Source organism: Streptomyces sp. NPDC020747 (assembly GCF_044334695.1).
Lineage (GTDB): Bacteria > Actinomycetota > Actinomycetes > Streptomycetales > Streptomycetaceae > Streptomyces.
The window spans coordinates 23,965-38,233 of sequence record NZ_JBIRTJ010000031.1 but is presented as its reverse complement, the minus strand read 5'-3'; the positions used below and the strand labels follow the sequence as shown (position 1 = coordinate 38,233).

Genomic DNA, 14,269 nt, shown 5'->3' with positions numbered 1-14,269 from the left:
GCGGACGACACCGCGAACCCAGTGGACCGCTCGGGACTCAGCCGAGCGTGGCGAGCGCCGCGTTCAGCGTCGCGGAAGGCCGCATCACGGCCGCGGCCTTCGCCGGGTCGGGCTGGTAGTAGCCGCCGATGTCGGCCGGCGAACCCTGCACCGCGATCAGCTCGTCGACGATCGTCTGCTCCTGCGCGGTCAGCGTCTCGGCGAGCGGGGCGAACGCCTTGGCGAGCGCCGCGTCGTCGGTCTGCTTCGCCAGCTCCTGCGCCCAGTAGAGGGCGAGGAAGAAGTGGCTGCCGCGGTTGTCGATGCCACCGAGGCGACGGCTGGGCGACTTGTCGTTCTCCAGGAACGTGGCGGTCGCGCGGTCGAGCGTGTCCGCGAGGACCTGGGCACGCGCGTTGTCCGTGGTCTGCGCGAGGTGCTCGAAGCTGGAGGCCAGCGCGAGGAACTCACCCAGGCTGTCCCAGCGCAGGTAGTTCTCCTTGACGAGCTGCTGCACGTGCTTCGGCGCGGAGCCGCCGGCGCCCGTCTCGAAGAGGCCGCCGCCGTTCATCAGCGGGACGACCGAGAGCATCTTGGCGCTGGTGCCCAGCTCCAGGATCGGGAACAGGTCGGTCAGGTAGTCGCGCAGGACGTTGCCGGTGACCGAGATGGTGTTCTCGCCGCGGCGGATGCGCTCCACGGAGAGCTTGGTGGCCTCGACCGGGGCCAGGATCCGGATGTCCAGGCCCTCGGGGTCATGCTCGGGAAGGTACTGCTTCACCTTCTCGATGAGCACGGCATCGTGGGCGCGGCTCTCGTCCAGCCAGAACACGGCCGGGTCGCCGGTCGCGCGGGCGCGGGTGACGGCGAGCTTGACCCAGTCCTTGATCGGGTCGTCCTTGGTCTGGCAGGCGCGGAAGATGTCGCCGGCGGAGACGGTCTGCTCGATGACGACGTTGCCGGCCTGGTCGACGAGGCGGACCGTGCCGGTGGTCGGGATCTCGAAGGTCTTGTCGTGGCTGCCGTACTCCTCGGCCTTCTGCGCCATCAGACCGACGTTCGGGACCGAGCCCATCGTGGACGGGTCGTAGGCGCCGTTGGCGCGGCAGTCGTCGATGACGACCTGGTAGACGCCGGAGTAGCTGCTGTCCGGGAGAACGGCCAGGGTGTCGGCCTCTCCGCCGTCCGGGCCCCACATGTGGCCGGAGGTGCGGATCATCGCCGGCATGGAGGCGTCGACGATGACGTCGGACGGGACGTGCAGGTTGGTGATGCCCTTGTCGGAGTCGACCATGGCGAGCGCGGGGCCGTCGGCGAGCTCGGCGTCGAAGGACGCCTTGATCTCGTCGCCCTCGGGCAGGGACTCCAGGCCCTTGTGGATGCCGCCCAGACCGTCGTTCGGGGTCAGACCGGCGGCGGCGAGCGTCTCGCCGTACTTCGCGAACGTCTTCGGGAAGAAGGCGCGCACCACGTGACCGAAGACGATCGGGTCGGAGACCTTCATCATCGTGGCCTTGAGGTGCACGGAGAACAGCACGTCCTCGGCCTTGGCGCGGGCGATCTGTGCCGTGAGGAACTCGCGCAGCGCGGCGACGTGCATGACGGACGCGTCGACCACCTCGCCCGCCAGGACGGGTACGGACTCGCGCAGAACCGTGGTGGAGCCGTCGTCGCCCACCAGCTCGATACGCAGGGAGCCGGCCTCGGAGATCACCGCGGACTTCTCGGTGGAACGGAAGTCGTCGACGCCCATGGTCGCGACGTTGGTCTTCGACTCGGAGGTCCAGGCACCCATGCGGTGCGGGTGGGCCTTGGCGTAGTTCTTGACCGACGCGGGGGCGCGGCGGTCGGAGTTGCCCTCGCGCAGCACCGGGTTCACGGCGCTGCCCTTGACCTTGTCGTAACGGGCGCGGATGTCGCGCTCCTCGTCGGTCTTCGGGTCGTCCGGGTAGGCAGGGAGCGCGTAGCCCTGCGCCTGAAGCTCGACGACCGCGGCCTTCAGCTGCGGGATCGACGCCGAGACGTTCGGCAGCTTGATGATGTTGGCCTCGGGCGTCTTGGCCTGGTCACCGAGCTCGGAGAGGGCGTCGGGGATGCGCTGACCCTCCTCCAGGAACTCGGGGAAGAGGGCGATGATCCGTCCGGCCAGCGAGATGTCACGGGTTTCCACAGTGACACCGGCCTGCGACGCGTACGCCTGGACCACCGGCAAGAAGGAATAGGTCGCCAGGGCCGGGGCCTCGTCAGTGTGCGTATAGATGATGGTCGAGTCAGTCACCGGGTGCTCCGCTCCACGTCTGCAACATTGCTCGACATCAAGATATCTCCTGATCGGACCTGACCGGACAGGAGGCCGCACAAGTACGTCACAGTCCGGCCGGAGGCCGTGTGCGGTGGGCGCACCGCAGGGGTCTCAGCCCGCGGAGGGCGCGACGTGGAGGCGCAGGCCGGCGACGCGGTGCCGTTCCCAGGTCCGGGCGAATTCCGGTGGTTCCCCATTCGACGTCGTGAGGGCGGCGACCGGCAGCCGCTCGGCGGCCCCGACGATGTCCGCCGGAGTGGTGTTGGCGTTGTGCCCCTGGGTCTGGACGGAACGGCAGCCCGTGTAGAAGGCGATCGGGATCGCCAGGTGCCCGGTCAGTAGACAGGGTGGCCGTACGCCGAGCCGGTGCAGCTCGGCCGCAGTGCGGGCCCAGTCGCGGTGCGAGGCGGTGGTGCGGTCCACGGCACGGTCCAGCACCGTGTACTGGACCGCCAGATGCCCGGCGAGGCCCAGTGTCACCAGGGCCGCGGCCACCGGTCGCCGTTTGCGGATCGACGCGGTGACGAGGTGAATGAGCGCGTCGGCGACCGGAATGACCAGCAGCGCGTAGAAGGGGAGCAGGAAGCGCGGCGCGGCGTATCCGATCATGAACAGATACGGGATGCCCGCCGTCGTGGCGCAGGCCAGGGGCAGGAGGGTGCCCGCGGTACGCCGGGCCCTGACCGCGACCACCAGCCCAACGGCGGCGAGCAGCGGCAGGACGAACCACCACACGATGATCTGGGTGGCCGGAATCGACCCGTCGCACGGGCGGCACAGACTGCGTCCGCCCAGGGTGCGCAGTTGGTCCAGGACGGCGATGTTCCAGCCGAGGCCGCCCTGGATGCCGGAGGCGTCGGCGAGCCGTTCGCTCAGCCCTCCGAAACCGACGTACGCCTCGACGACCCACTGCGCCGCCCCGGTCGCCAGCCCCACCACGAGCGCCGCCAACACGCGCGGTCGTCGCCAACGAGGTAGGCACACCAGCACGGCGAACAACGGAAGGGTGACCCAGACCGCGTCGGTCGGCCGCATCCACGCCATCAGCGCCGCGCTCGCGCCGACGCCCCACAGGGCCGCCCGGTCGCCCGGGTCGGCCTGGGCACGATGGAAGCAGCCGACACCCGCCAGGGCGCCGATCGCGACCCAGTAGTTGGGCATGGCCTGCGGACCGTAGAACACGGTCACCCACAGCGTCGCGAACAGGGCACCGCCGGCACCGAGCACCCGTGCGGGGAAGAGTCCGCGCCAGGCACGCAGCGCCAGGAAGAGGCCGAGCCCGGACAGCAGGGCCAGATAGACCCGCAGCAGTTCCGTGGACGACGACCACGAGGCGATCGGCGCGACCAGCAACGAGACACCACGGGCACGCGGGGCACTGAAGAACGCCTCCGGGGTGTGACCGCTGACCTGGCTGACGTACACCGTCTCGTCCCAGCCGAGGCCCATCCCCGGCCGTACGAGCGCCAGTTGGGCCAGCGTGAAGGCGGCCGCGACCGCCGCCGGCCAGGCGCGGCCTCCGGTGCGTGGGCCGGCGCGGGCGGTCCGCGTCGGTCCGTGGCGCTCGGCCGGGACGAGTGTGTCGTTCAAGGTCTTGGCCATCGCCCACCCTTCGTCCCCGCGCGGGCGCGGGGCCTCTTCCGTCTCCGCCGAGGCAGGCAGGGACGAAAGGTGCGATCCGGTGAAAACATGGCCAAATTAACGCGTGATCTTCGAGGGCGCAGTGCGGCAGCAAGGAGACGTTCCGCTGTCCGGAGCAACGCTCCGGCTCGAACCACGGCCCGCGGACCTGGCGCACGAGAGCCGTGCGGCGCGCTCATCGGCTGCGCCGCACGGCTCACTGCATGGGGCTCACTGCATGGGTTTCGGAGAGGTGTCCTCCGTCGGCTCAGGTGACCGTCGCCGGCTCGCGGGGCGGGGTCCAGCGCAGATGGACGTTCTGGTCGGACTCGTCGGCCCGCAGCAGCGAGAGGCGGGGGCGCACGGCGTCGGTGCGCGAGGTGGGCGGCTTGCGGCTGCCGGCCCCGTACTGGACCGGCCACTGGGTCGCGGCGCCCCGGTACTCCTGCTCGGCCGCCGCGTGGAGCGTCCAGTGCGGGTCGTAGAGGTGGGTGCGGCCGAGGGCGCACAGGTCGGCGCGGCCCGCCAGGAGGATCGAGTTCACGTCGTCGTAGGAGGCGATCGCGCCGACCGCGATGACGGCGGTGCCGGTCGCGGCGGTGACCTCGTGACGGATCCGGTCGGCGAACGGCGTCTGGTACGAGCGGCCGTAGGCGGGGGCCTCGTCCCTGGTGACCTGTCCCGAGGAGACGTCGATGGCATCCGCGCCGTGGGCGACGAAGGCGCGGGCGATACCGACGGCGTCGTGCTCGGTGTTGCCGTCCGGCACCCAGTCGGTCGCGGAGATGCGCACGATCATCGGCCGCTCGGCCGGCCAGACGGCCCGGACCGCGTCGAAGACCTCCAGGGGGAACCGCAGCCGGTTCCGCAGCGAACCGCCGTACTCGTCGGTGCGGTGGTTGGCGACCGGCGAGAGGAACGACGACAGCAAGTAGCCGTGCGCGCAGTGCAGTTCGAGCAGGTCGAAGCCCGCCTCCGCGCCTCGGCGGGCGGCTGCGACGAAGTCGGCGGTGATCCGGTCCATGTCGGCCCGGGTGACCTCGCGCGGGACGGCCGACCCGGGTCCGTACGGCAGGGGTGACGGGCCGACGGTCTCCCAGTTGCCGTCCGGCAGCGGATCGTCCATGCCCTCCCACATCAGCCGGGTGGAGCCCTTGCGGCCCGAGTGGCCGAGCTGGAGGCCGACGCGGGCGGTGCTGCGGTCGTGGACGAAGGACACGATCCGCGCCCAGGAGTCACGCTGTTCCTCGGTCCACAGCCCCGTGCAGCCGGGGGTGATGCGGGCGTCGGGCGAGACGCACACCATCTCCGTCATCACCAGTCCGGCCCCGCCCATGGCCTTGGAGCCGAGATGGACGAGGTGGAAGTCGCCGGGCACGCCGTCGACGGCCGAGTACATGTCCATCGGGGAGACGATCACCCGGTTCTTCAGCTCCAGCTCCCCGAGCCGGAACGGCTGGAACATCGCGGGCGCGACCTCGTCGAGGCCCTGCGACTTGGCGAAGGCCGCGTCGACTCGGTCGGCGAACTCCTGGTCGCGGGTGCGCAGGTTGTCGTAGGTGATGCGGCGCGAGCGGGTCAGCAGGTTGAAGCAGAACTGCGTCGGCTCCTGGTGGACGTACATGCCGATGTTCTCGAACCACTCCAGCGAGGCCTGCGCGGCCCGCTGCGTGGATTCCACGACGGGACGGCGCTCCGCCTCGTAGGCCGTCAACGCTCTCTCGATGTCCGGGTGTTCGTGCAGACAGGCGGCGAGGGCGAGCGAGTCCTCCATGGCCAGCTTGGTGCCCGACCCGATCGAGAAGTGCGCGGTGTGGGCGGCGTCGCCGACGAGGACGAGGTTGCCGTGGTGCCAGCGCTCGTTGCGTACGGTGGTGAAGGCCAGCCACTTCGAGTTGTTGGCGAACACCTGGTGGCCGGCGAGTTCGTCGGCGAAGAGGTGGCGGACGCGTTCCACGGCCCGCTCGTCGGAGGCGCCCGGCGGGAACTCGGTCTCCTCGGTGTCGTCGAAGCCGGCCCGCCGCCAGACGTCCTCGTGCATCTCGACGATGAAGGTGGAACCGCTCCCGGAGTAGGGGTAGCCGTGGACCTGCATGGTCCCCCACTCCGTCTGCCTGACGAAGAACTGGAAGGCCTCGAAGACCCGGTCCGTGCCGAGCCACATGTATCTGTTGTGCCGCCTGTCCAGGGACGGCCGGAAGACGTCCGCGCGGGCCGCCCGGACCTGGGAGTTGAGACCGTCGGCCCCCACCACCAGGTCGTACGAGGCGCTCAGGTCGTCCACCGCGGGGGCGAGCGTCGAGTAGTGCACGGAGACACCGAGCTTGCGGCAACGTTCCTGCAGCAGGCGGAGCAGGTCCTTGCGGCTCATCGCGGCGAAGCCCTGGCCGCCGATCGTGTGGCTGCGGCCCCGGTAGTGGATGTCGATGTCCGTCCAGCGGGCGAACCGTCGTGCCATGGCGTCGGCGAACTCCGGGTCGGCGTTCTCGATGCCGCCGAGCGTCTCGTCGGAGAAGACGACACCGAAGCCGAACGTGTCGTCGGGGGCGTTGCGTTCCCAGACGGTGATCTCGTGGGCCGGGTCGAGCTGTTTCATGAGAGCAGCGAAGTAGAGGCCGCCCGGGCCACCGCCAACGATCGCGATCTTCACGGGAGTTCCTCTCACTGCTCGACGGCGGCCGTGGCGGCCTGCTCGTCCTCGACGATCCTGCGGAGCGCGAACCGCTGCAGCTTGCCGCTGGCGTTGCGGGGCAGCGCGTCGCAGAACCGCACGTCACGCGGGTACTTGTAGGGAGCGATGACCTGTTTGACGTGGTCCTGGATCTCCCTGGCCTTGGCGGCGTCGCCCGGCACGCCCTCACGGAGCACGACGAACGCGCAGACGACGAAGCCCCGTTGCACGTCGGGCTTCCCGACGACGGCGGACTCCAGCACATCGGGGTGGGTGTCCACGGCGGCCTCCACCTCGGGCCCGCCGATGTTGTAGCCGGAGGAGACGATCATGCTGTCGCCGCGGGCGTGGTAGTGGAAGTAGCCGTCCTCGTCCCGGTGGAAGACGTCACCGGTGACGTTCCAGCCGTCCGCCGTGTAGTCCTTCTGGCGTTCGTCGTCGAGGTAGCGGCAGCCGACCGGGCCGATGACACCGAGCCGCCCCGGCTCACCAGGGCCGAGCTCCGAGCCGTCGGGGCCGAGGATGGTGGCGCGGTAGCCCGGCACCGGCTTCCCGGTGGCTCCGGGCCTGATGTCGTCACCCGCGGCGGAGAGGAAGATGTGCAGCAGCTCGGTGGCGCCGATCCCGTCGATGATCCGCAGTCCGATCCGGTCCCTCAGTGACTCCCAGACGGCCCGCGGTATGTGTTCGCCGGCCGACACCCCGACGCGCAGCCCGGCGAGCCGTTGTTCCTGCCCCTCTCGCAGGATCGCCTGGTACGCCGTGGGGGCTGTCGCGAGCACGGTGACGCCCAACTCGTCGACGTACTGGGCGAGTTGGAGCGGTGTGGCGGCTTCGGTCAGCAGGGCGCAGGCGCCGGCCCGCAGCGGGAAGACGACGAGCATGCCGAGGCCGAAGGTGAAGGCGAAGGGGGCGCTGCAGGCGACCACGTCGTCGGGGAGAAGGCGCAGCACATGGCGGCCGAAGGTGTTGTCGATGGACAGGATGTCGCGGTGGAAGTGCATGGTGATCTTCGGGACGCCGGTGCTGCCGGACGTCGGCGCGAGGAGCGCCACGTCGTCGGCGGCGGTGTCCACGGCGGTGAACTCGCCGGACTTGGTGCCGGCCCGCGCCACGAGGTCGTCCGGGCCGGTGCCGCCGAACTCCACGACCGTCAGTGCCGGCGCCTCGGCGTCCCGGTCGGCTTGGGCGTCTTGCGCCTCCCTGACGGCGTGCACGTCCTCGGCGAACCGCTGGTCCACCAGCGCGACGGAAGGGCACGTGCGCTCGACCACCGGGGCGATCTCGCGGGCGCGCAACGCGGCCATGACGGTGACGACCACTCCCCCGGCCTTGAGCACACCGAGCCAACTCGCCACCGCCCAGGGGTTGTTGGGTGACCGCAACAGAACCCGCTGCCCGGGGACCAGCCCCAGGTCCTCGGTGAGCACCTGGGCGACCTGGTTGGCCCGGGTCCGCAACTCGCCGTAGGACCAGGTCTCCCCGGCAGGTGTGCGCAGCGCCGGACGGTCGGCCCCGAACGTCGATACGGGGATGTCGATGAGCTCGGCGGCGGCGTTGAGCCGGTCCGGGTACCGCAGCTCCGGTGTGCCGAACTCGATCGTCGGCAGCAGGTGCGCGGGAGGCAGGTGATCCCGCGTGAAGGTGTCCAGGTGCGCGGATATCGCGGATATCGGGAGAGGCGACGGAGGAGTCAACGCGGGATTCCTTCCGGGAGCCCACCGGTGGAGGCGGCGGGTCAGGTGGGGCGGATCATGCCCTCCTGGACGACGGTGGCCAGGTGACGGTGGTCGCGAGTGAAGAAGCGACCCGAGCCGAGACCGCGGCCCGCGTCGGCGGCGCCGGCCTCCTGGAGGTAGAGGAGCCAGTCGCCGACGGGTTCGGGGCGGTGGAACCACATGGCGTGGTCGAGGCTGGCGGTGACGAGTCCGGGTTTGGCCCAGGGCAGGTCGAGTACGCGCAGAACGGGTTCGAGGATCGTGTAGTCGCAGACGTACGCCAGCGCGGCCAGGTCCCGCTGGGCGTCGGTGAGCCCCTCGACGGACCTGAGCGGGTCGAACGGCTTGAGCCACACGGCCTGTTGGGGGACCTGCTTGCCCTCGACGGTGAGGTAGACCGGGCCGGGCACGTGCCGCATGTCGAAGCCGCGTCCGCCGGACCAGTAGGCCTTCGACTCCTCGGTCATGGAACCGCCGCTGAGCCCGGCGAGATACGCCGCCGAGCTGGGCAGTTCCTCGGGGGCGGGCAAGTCCGCGGCGAGTTCCGGGAGTTCGGCCTCGAAGCTCGAACCGGCCTCACCCGCGGCGAAGTTGGCCAGGCACACGTACAGCGTCTTGCCGTTCTGGTAGCCGCGCACCTGCCGGGTGCTGTAGCCGCGGCCGTCGCGCAGCACCTCCACCTCGTAGCGCACGCTCGCCCCGATGTCGGCCGGGCGCAGGAAGTAACTGTGCATGGAGTGCAGGGACTTGCCGTCGGTCACCGACCGCATGGCCGCGGCGGCGGCCTGGGCGACCAGGTCTCCGCCGTACGCCTTGGGCCAGGGACAGGGCTGGGTGACGGCGGTGAAAGCAAGATCGAAGTGCTCGGGCTCGGCCGGTGTCAGCGCGACGGCCGCGGTGAAGATCTCCGAGGTGGGCGGTGTCCCGGTCGTCATCGGTCCAGCCAATCCCGCAGGTCCGCGTCCGCGATGTCGGGCAGGTTGACGACGATGTTCTCCGGCGTCCGGGTGGTCATCCACGTCAGCGGCTTGTTGCGCGAGAGGTTGCACTCGATGTGCGGCATGAACGGCGGCACGAAGACCCAGTCGCCCTCCGCCATGTCGACGTAGTCCTCGAACTTCTCGCCGAAGTAGATCCGGGCCCGCCCCGACAGGACATAGCCGCCCGTCTCCGCCTCGCCGTGATGATGGGTCACCGAGCGGTAGCCGGCTTCGTTGCTGACCTTGCCGAACCAGAGTCGCTGCGCCGGGGTGTGCTGGGCGCTGACGCCCGAGACCCGAACGGCCCCACCGGAGTCCGCGGTGTTCCCGCTCTCGGAACCGGCACGGGTCACCACGGGCGCGACGAACCCGCTGGGCAGCCGGTACATCGAGTTGTCGCCCTCGAGGCGGTATTTGCTGAGGTCGGGCTCCATGGAGGGGGCTCCGTTCCAGTCGTGACGGCTCGGACGACTTCGGTTCGAACGGCTTCGGTTCAAACGGCTTCAGTCCCGTTCGCGCTATCTCGTTTTTTTCACGACCGTCATTTACTGTCAATACATGCCACTGTACGGATCGTCGGACCGGACCGCGACCCACCTCGAACCGGAGGCCGCATGAAGCACATCCCCGTGAACCCGGCTGCCCTGCCGACGCCCAGTGGCTACTCCCACGGAACCCTGGCGGGGAACACACTGCATCTCGGCGGGCAGACCGCCCTCGACGCCGATATGAAGATCGTTCCTGGGGGCGTCGTCGAGCAGTTCCGCCAGGCGTTCGGCAACGTCCTGACGACGCTCCGGGAGGCGGGCGGCCTGCCGGAGGACCTGGTGAGCGTGACGATCTACCTCACCGACATCCCCGACTACCAGGCACACGGCAAGGAGATCGGCAGGGTCTGGCGCGAACTCGCCGGGCCCGTGTACCCGGCGATGGCCGGCATCGGCTGCACCGCCCTGTGGCAGCCCGAGGCGATGATCGAGATCCTCGGCGTGGCGGTGATCCCGGAGGAGCGGCTGGTTCGACCGAGTCGGTGAACAGCGCGGGCCGCACGGTCGTGCCTTCGGCACGAAAACGGCTTCGGTGGCCGCCCCTCCGCAGGGGCGGCCACCGAAGCCGTGTGTCCAGCGCGAGACCCTCGCTCAGTTCGTGGGCGCCGCCTTCCGCAGGGCGGTGATGCACATGCCGACGGCCTGCTGGAGTTCCTCCAGGCGCTGGAGCATGTCGTCCTCGTAGATGGTGTCGAGGTCGTCCACGTCGTCGAAGGTCAGCTCCTCGAAGACCTTCGTCGCCTTCTGCAGGCTGCTGTAGAACTTCGTCCGGCGCTCCTGGAGGCGGAGTTCGGGGTTGGCCTGGACGGTCTGGGCGACGAGGTCCTTCACCGTGTCGTAGGCGTCGGTGGCCCACTCGCCGGTGTCCTCGTCCTCGTCGAGTTCGTCGATGAGGGACAGGTGGCGCTCGGCCTCGGCGCGGAGTTCGGCGGGAGCGTCGATCGTCTGCCCGGCGGGGGTCTTGACCTGGCCGTTCTCGACGATCTGCCGGACATAGCCGATCCGGCTGGCCGCCTGCGTCTCGGTGGCGACCGCCTTCTTGAGGTCGTCGGTACGGGCGATGTCACGCGCCAACTCGGTCTGCAGGGACGGGTCTTCCTTGAGCCGGTCCAGGAGCGCGGCGCGGGCCGCCTTGGCAGTGGAGGGGTCGGCGAGGATCGCGGCGCGCAGCGCGGTGGGGTTCTCGGCGACCTCCAGGGCCTTGGTGGGCCGGATGCCCTCGGCCTCGGCCGCCGCGGCGATCGCGGTGCCCCGGTCGGAGGAGGCACTGGAACGGGAGATGTAGTACGAGTGCCACACGTCGGAGTCCGGCAGCTCCACGTCCTGGCCCGGGGCCAGCGCCTCGAAGAACGGGACGAGACCGTCGTCGGCCGCCTTGTCCCACGCCTTGTAGTAGCGCATGACCCGCTCCGGCGAGCACCCGGCCAGCTCGGCGAACTCCTTCGCGGAGATCTTCGCCGTCTCCCCCGCGGCCTCCCCGCCGGGCCGCACACTGCGGGCGACCTTCAGCGCGAACGCCCAGCCGCCGGCCCGGACGTACGCCCCGAAGTCACGGGCGTCCTGCGCGACGATGCCGTTCGACGTGCTCGGCGCCACCACATCATTCGACGTACTCGGCGTCACCACGTCGTTCGAGGTGCCCTGCGCCACGATGTCGAGCCCGGAGCCGGCCGGTTCCCCGTCGTCCGACGCTCCGGGCTCCTCCCAGAAGGCCTCGTCCGCGGACGAGGCCTCTCCGGTTGTCTGGTCGGCGGACTGGACGGCCGGTGCGGGCTGAGCGATCTCCACGGTCACTGAGAGACTCTCCTGGGGAAGGTGGTACGGGCTGCAACGGACAGAGCGTGCAGCCTATATGAGCCTGCTCATGACGCTTTGGACCCTCACGGACTCAACGGACTCATGAGCGCCCGAACTCGCCGGAGTCGTCCTTCCGGACCACGCACAGCGCCCAGATGATGAACCCCGAGAACGCGATCATCACGATCGACCAGACCGGGGAGTACGGCAGGGAGAGGAAGTTGGCGATGATGATGAATCCGGCGATCGTCACGCCCGCGACGCGCGCCCACAACGACGCCTGGAAGAGTCCGAGGCTGACGATCACGGCGACGGCGCCCAGGATGAGGTGGATCCAGCCCCAGCCGGTGAGGTCGTACGCGAAGACGTAGTCACGTGTCGTGACGAAGACGTCGTCCTCGGCGATCCCCATGATGCCCCGGAAGATGTCGAGCACGCCGGCGATCATGAGCATGACGGCTGCGAAGACGGTCAGGCCTTCGGCCCACGGCCGCCCGGCCGTCTGCGGGTGGTGCCCTGTGTGTGTGGCGGTCATCGTGCTGCCTCGATTCAGTCTCGTGCGGTGCCTTCGGCCGGTGCGTGTGCCGTCAGCTGCCGGAGGCGGAGGTGCCGGTGCGTTGCGACGGGCCGTGGCCGCTGAGGACCAGGTCCTTCGCCCTGCGGAACTCCTCGTCCGTGATGTCGCCGCGACCGCGGATCTCGGACAGCTTGGCGAGTTCGTCGGCGCTGCTGGGCCTGCCGTCGCCGCCCTTGGCGGTCTCACGGACGTAGCTCGCGAAGGCCTCCTGCTGTGCCCGTGCCTGCGCGGCCTCGCGACGGCCCATGTTCTTGCCACGGGCGATCACGTAGACGAAGACGCCCAGGAAGGGCAGGACGATGGCGAACACCAGCCAGCCGGCCTTGGCCCAGCCGCTCATCCTGTCGTCGCGGAAGATGTCGACGACGACCCGGAAGAGCAGGACGAACCACATGATCCACAGGAAGAACACCAGCATGGACCAGAAGACGCTCAGCAGGGGATAGTCGTACGCGAGGTACGTAGGCCCACTCATGTCTTTCCTCCGTCCCCGGCGTTCGTCCGCCGGCCGTTGTCTGTCGCGTCCAGCCTGCACACGACAAGGCCCGGGCGTCCTCACCCGAGGCGGGTGAGGGAAAGGGGCGACGGGGTGCGGTGCCCGGCACGTCTCACGGGACCGCGGGTCCCGGTTCGTGGGTGGCCGGGGCGGGTCCGGAGGCTGCTGCGAGCACTGCCACGAGGGCCGTCACGACCAGGACCACGGCGAGGACGAGTGCCACCGCACCGACCGTGGGGTGGTTCCAGAGCACAAGCGCCAGGGCCCCTGCCCCGATCGTGATTCCGGTCGCCCACGACCGGTGCTCGGCCAGCCGGCGCCCCACGGTGCCGGTGCGCAGCCCGGCACGGTTCAGGGCCTGCCCGGCGGCCGTGGCACCGCGCCGGGCCAGGCGCCGTACGCCGCGTGCCGCCCGCCCGGGTCCGTACAGATAGGCGCTCAGCGCCGTGATCAGGGCTACGACGAGGAGCGTGCGCGTGCTGTCGCGCAGGAAGCGGACGAAGGTGTCGAAGATCGCCGCTGCGGCGTCGGGAGGCAGCGCCGCCGGTGGGACCCCGTCCAGGTAGGCCCGCCGCAGGACGGCCACCGCGACGAGCAGGAGCACCATCATCACGCCGACGCCGAGGGCCGTGACCAGCAGCATCACCCGGTGTCCGGGAGCGGTCCACACGGCGAGCGCGGCGAGGGCGACGGTCAGCACGGGCAGCCACGCGCCGACGATGTCGAGCAGTCGCAGGCCGTCCTGCGCCTTGCCCAGTTGTTCGGTCTCGAACAGCGTGACGGTGCGGTCGGTGTCCGGGATGGCGGCGGCCTTCTCGAAGCCCTGGTCGACGAGGCGCTGCCGCACCTGGTCGACCACGGACCCGATGTCCAGCTCGACGGTGCCGCCCGTGGCGCGGAGCGCGCCCTCCCGCTCTCCGGTGAGCATGTTCAGCACCGCGGCGTGGACCCGTCGGTTGGACCCCTCCCAGGCCTCCTGGAAGGCGTCGCTGGTGATCACGCGGTCGACGTTGCGGTGCACGACGGTCCGCACCGCGGAGCGCAGCGGTCCGGTGAGGGTCGCGGACGCGTCCACCACCCTGGGTGGCGCCCCGGTGTCCTTGAGGGCCTTGGTGAGCGCGGCCGTCACCGCCTCGACGTCCACGTTCTCCACGACACGGTTGGTCAGCCGGTCGGTCGCGACCTTCTGGATCGAGGGATCCGACGCCAGCGGCGCGACTGTCTGTACGTACCGGTCGGTGTCGGTGACGGTGTCGTGGACCCAGGCCGCGACGACGGCCAGCGGCGCGAGCAGGAGGGCGAGCACCAGGAACACCGGGGCGACGACACGGCGCAGCCGCCGGTGGCGTGCGCCCGCGGCCCGGCGCAGCCGGTCGTACTCCGCGCGCTCCTCGGCGGTCAGGGTGTGTCCGGACTCCGCGGGCGTAGCCGGGCGGGCCGGTTCGCCGGGACCGGACGGTCCGGGGGTCTTCTCCGAGGCCATGGCTCCTCCTGGGTGAGGCGTGCCGTTCTCGGCGGCGGGCCGCACCATCCGTCGGGGCGCGGTGCCCCGGGACGTACGCGTACGGTCCGCAGCCGCGT

General features: G+C 70.3%; 11 protein-coding genes. 1 reads left to right on the top strand and 10 read right to left on the bottom strand.

Features of this window, described 5'->3' with window-relative positions; all coding sequences use genetic code 11:
- Positions 1–37: 37 nt before the first annotated feature.
- The 6 genes from ACH4YP_RS46395 to ACH4YP_RS46370 all read right to left on the bottom strand — a co-directional run bounded on the left by ACH4YP_RS46395 (position 38) and on the right by ACH4YP_RS46370 (position 9,704).
- The gene (locus tag ACH4YP_RS46395; protein WP_398497472.1) at positions 38–2,257 is read right to left on the bottom strand and encodes an NADP-dependent isocitrate dehydrogenase; all 2,220 of its coding nucleotides are present in this window, start codon (positions 2,255–2,257) and stop codon (positions 38–40) included.
- A 135-nt stretch (positions 2,258–2,392) separates the two neighbouring features.
- Positions 2,393–3,883: a hypothetical protein gene (locus tag ACH4YP_RS46390; RefSeq protein WP_398497470.1), complete on the bottom strand. Its 1,491-nt coding sequence runs from the start codon at positions 3,881–3,883 to the stop codon at positions 2,393–2,395.
- 286 nt (positions 3,884–4,169) lie between these two features.
- The gene (locus ACH4YP_RS46385; RefSeq protein WP_398497468.1) at positions 4,170–6,551 is read right to left on the bottom strand and encodes a bifunctional salicylyl-CoA 5-hydroxylase/oxidoreductase; all 2,382 of its coding nucleotides are present in this window, start codon (positions 6,549–6,551) and stop codon (positions 4,170–4,172) included.
- Between the two features lie 11 nt (positions 6,552–6,562).
- The gene (locus ACH4YP_RS46380) at positions 6,563–8,269 is read right to left on the bottom strand and encodes an AMP-binding protein (RefSeq protein WP_398497466.1); all 1,707 of its coding nucleotides are present in this window, start codon (positions 8,267–8,269) and stop codon (positions 6,563–6,565) included.
- A 41-nt stretch (positions 8,270–8,310) separates the two neighbouring features.
- On the bottom strand, positions 8,311–9,225 hold the full coding sequence (locus ACH4YP_RS46375) for an acyl-CoA thioesterase domain-containing protein (RefSeq protein WP_361060235.1): 915 nt from the start codon (positions 9,223–9,225) through the stop codon (positions 8,311–8,313).
- Entirely contained in the window at positions 9,222–9,704 is a 483-nt protein-coding gene (locus ACH4YP_RS46370; RefSeq protein WP_361060237.1) for a cupin domain-containing protein, read from the bottom strand. Before ACH4YP_RS46370 ends, ACH4YP_RS46375 begins: the two co-directional genes overlap by 4 nt.
- Positions 9,705–9,884: 180 nt before the next feature.
- Here ACH4YP_RS46370 and ACH4YP_RS46365 point away from each other — a divergent pair, with 180 nt between their 5' ends.
- A complete protein-coding gene (locus ACH4YP_RS46365; protein WP_398497464.1) occupies positions 9,885–10,304 on the top strand; it encodes a RidA family protein in 420 nt (139 codons plus the stop codon).
- 105 nt (positions 10,305–10,409) lie between these two features.
- Here ACH4YP_RS46365 and ACH4YP_RS46360 read toward each other — a convergent pair whose 3' ends face one another.
- The 4 genes from ACH4YP_RS46360 to ACH4YP_RS46345 form a co-directional block, all read right to left on the bottom strand.
- A complete protein-coding gene (locus ACH4YP_RS46360) occupies positions 10,410–11,612 on the bottom strand; it encodes a hypothetical protein (protein ID WP_361060241.1) in 1,203 nt (400 codons plus the stop codon).
- Between the two features lie 103 nt (positions 11,613–11,715).
- Positions 11,716–12,150, bottom strand: coding sequence for a hypothetical protein (locus ACH4YP_RS46355; protein ID WP_361060243.1), 435 nt, complete (start codon positions 12,148–12,150; stop codon positions 11,716–11,718).
- A 52-nt stretch (positions 12,151–12,202) separates the two neighbouring features.
- On the bottom strand, positions 12,203–12,667 hold the full coding sequence (locus ACH4YP_RS46350; protein WP_361060245.1) for an SHOCT domain-containing protein: 465 nt from the start codon (positions 12,665–12,667) through the stop codon (positions 12,203–12,205).
- Positions 12,668–12,800: 133 nt separating this feature from the next.
- Positions 12,801–14,171 (bottom strand): hypothetical protein, encoded by a 1,371-nt coding sequence (locus tag ACH4YP_RS46345; RefSeq protein ID WP_398497462.1) that lies wholly within the window; start codon positions 14,169–14,171, stop codon positions 12,801–12,803.
- Between the last annotated feature and the right edge of the window lie 98 nt (positions 14,172–14,269).

Coding starts and splice junctions, on each gene's coding strand:
- ACH4YP_RS46390 (WP_398497470.1), bottom strand. CDS start 3,883: ATGGCCAAGACCTTGAACGACACACTCGTCCCGGCCGAGCGCCACGGA.
- ACH4YP_RS46375 (WP_361060235.1), bottom strand. CDS start 9,225: ATGACGACCGGGACACCGCCCACCTCGGAGATCTTCACCGCGGCCGTC.
- ACH4YP_RS46370 (WP_361060237.1), bottom strand. CDS start 9,704: ATGGAGCCCGACCTCAGCAAATACCGCCTCGAGGGCGACAACTCGATG.
- ACH4YP_RS46365 (WP_398497464.1), top strand. CDS start 9,885: ATGAAGCACATCCCCGTGAACCCGGCTGCCCTGCCGACGCCCAGTGGC.
- ACH4YP_RS46355 (WP_361060243.1), bottom strand. CDS start 12,150: ATGACCGCCACACACACAGGGCACCACCCGCAGACGGCCGGGCGGCCG.
- ACH4YP_RS46350 (WP_361060245.1), bottom strand. CDS start 12,667: ATGAGTGGGCCTACGTACCTCGCGTACGACTATCCCCTGCTGAGCGTC.
- ACH4YP_RS46345 (WP_398497462.1), bottom strand. CDS start 14,171: ATGGCCTCGGAGAAGACCCCCGGACCGTCCGGTCCCGGCGAACCGGCC.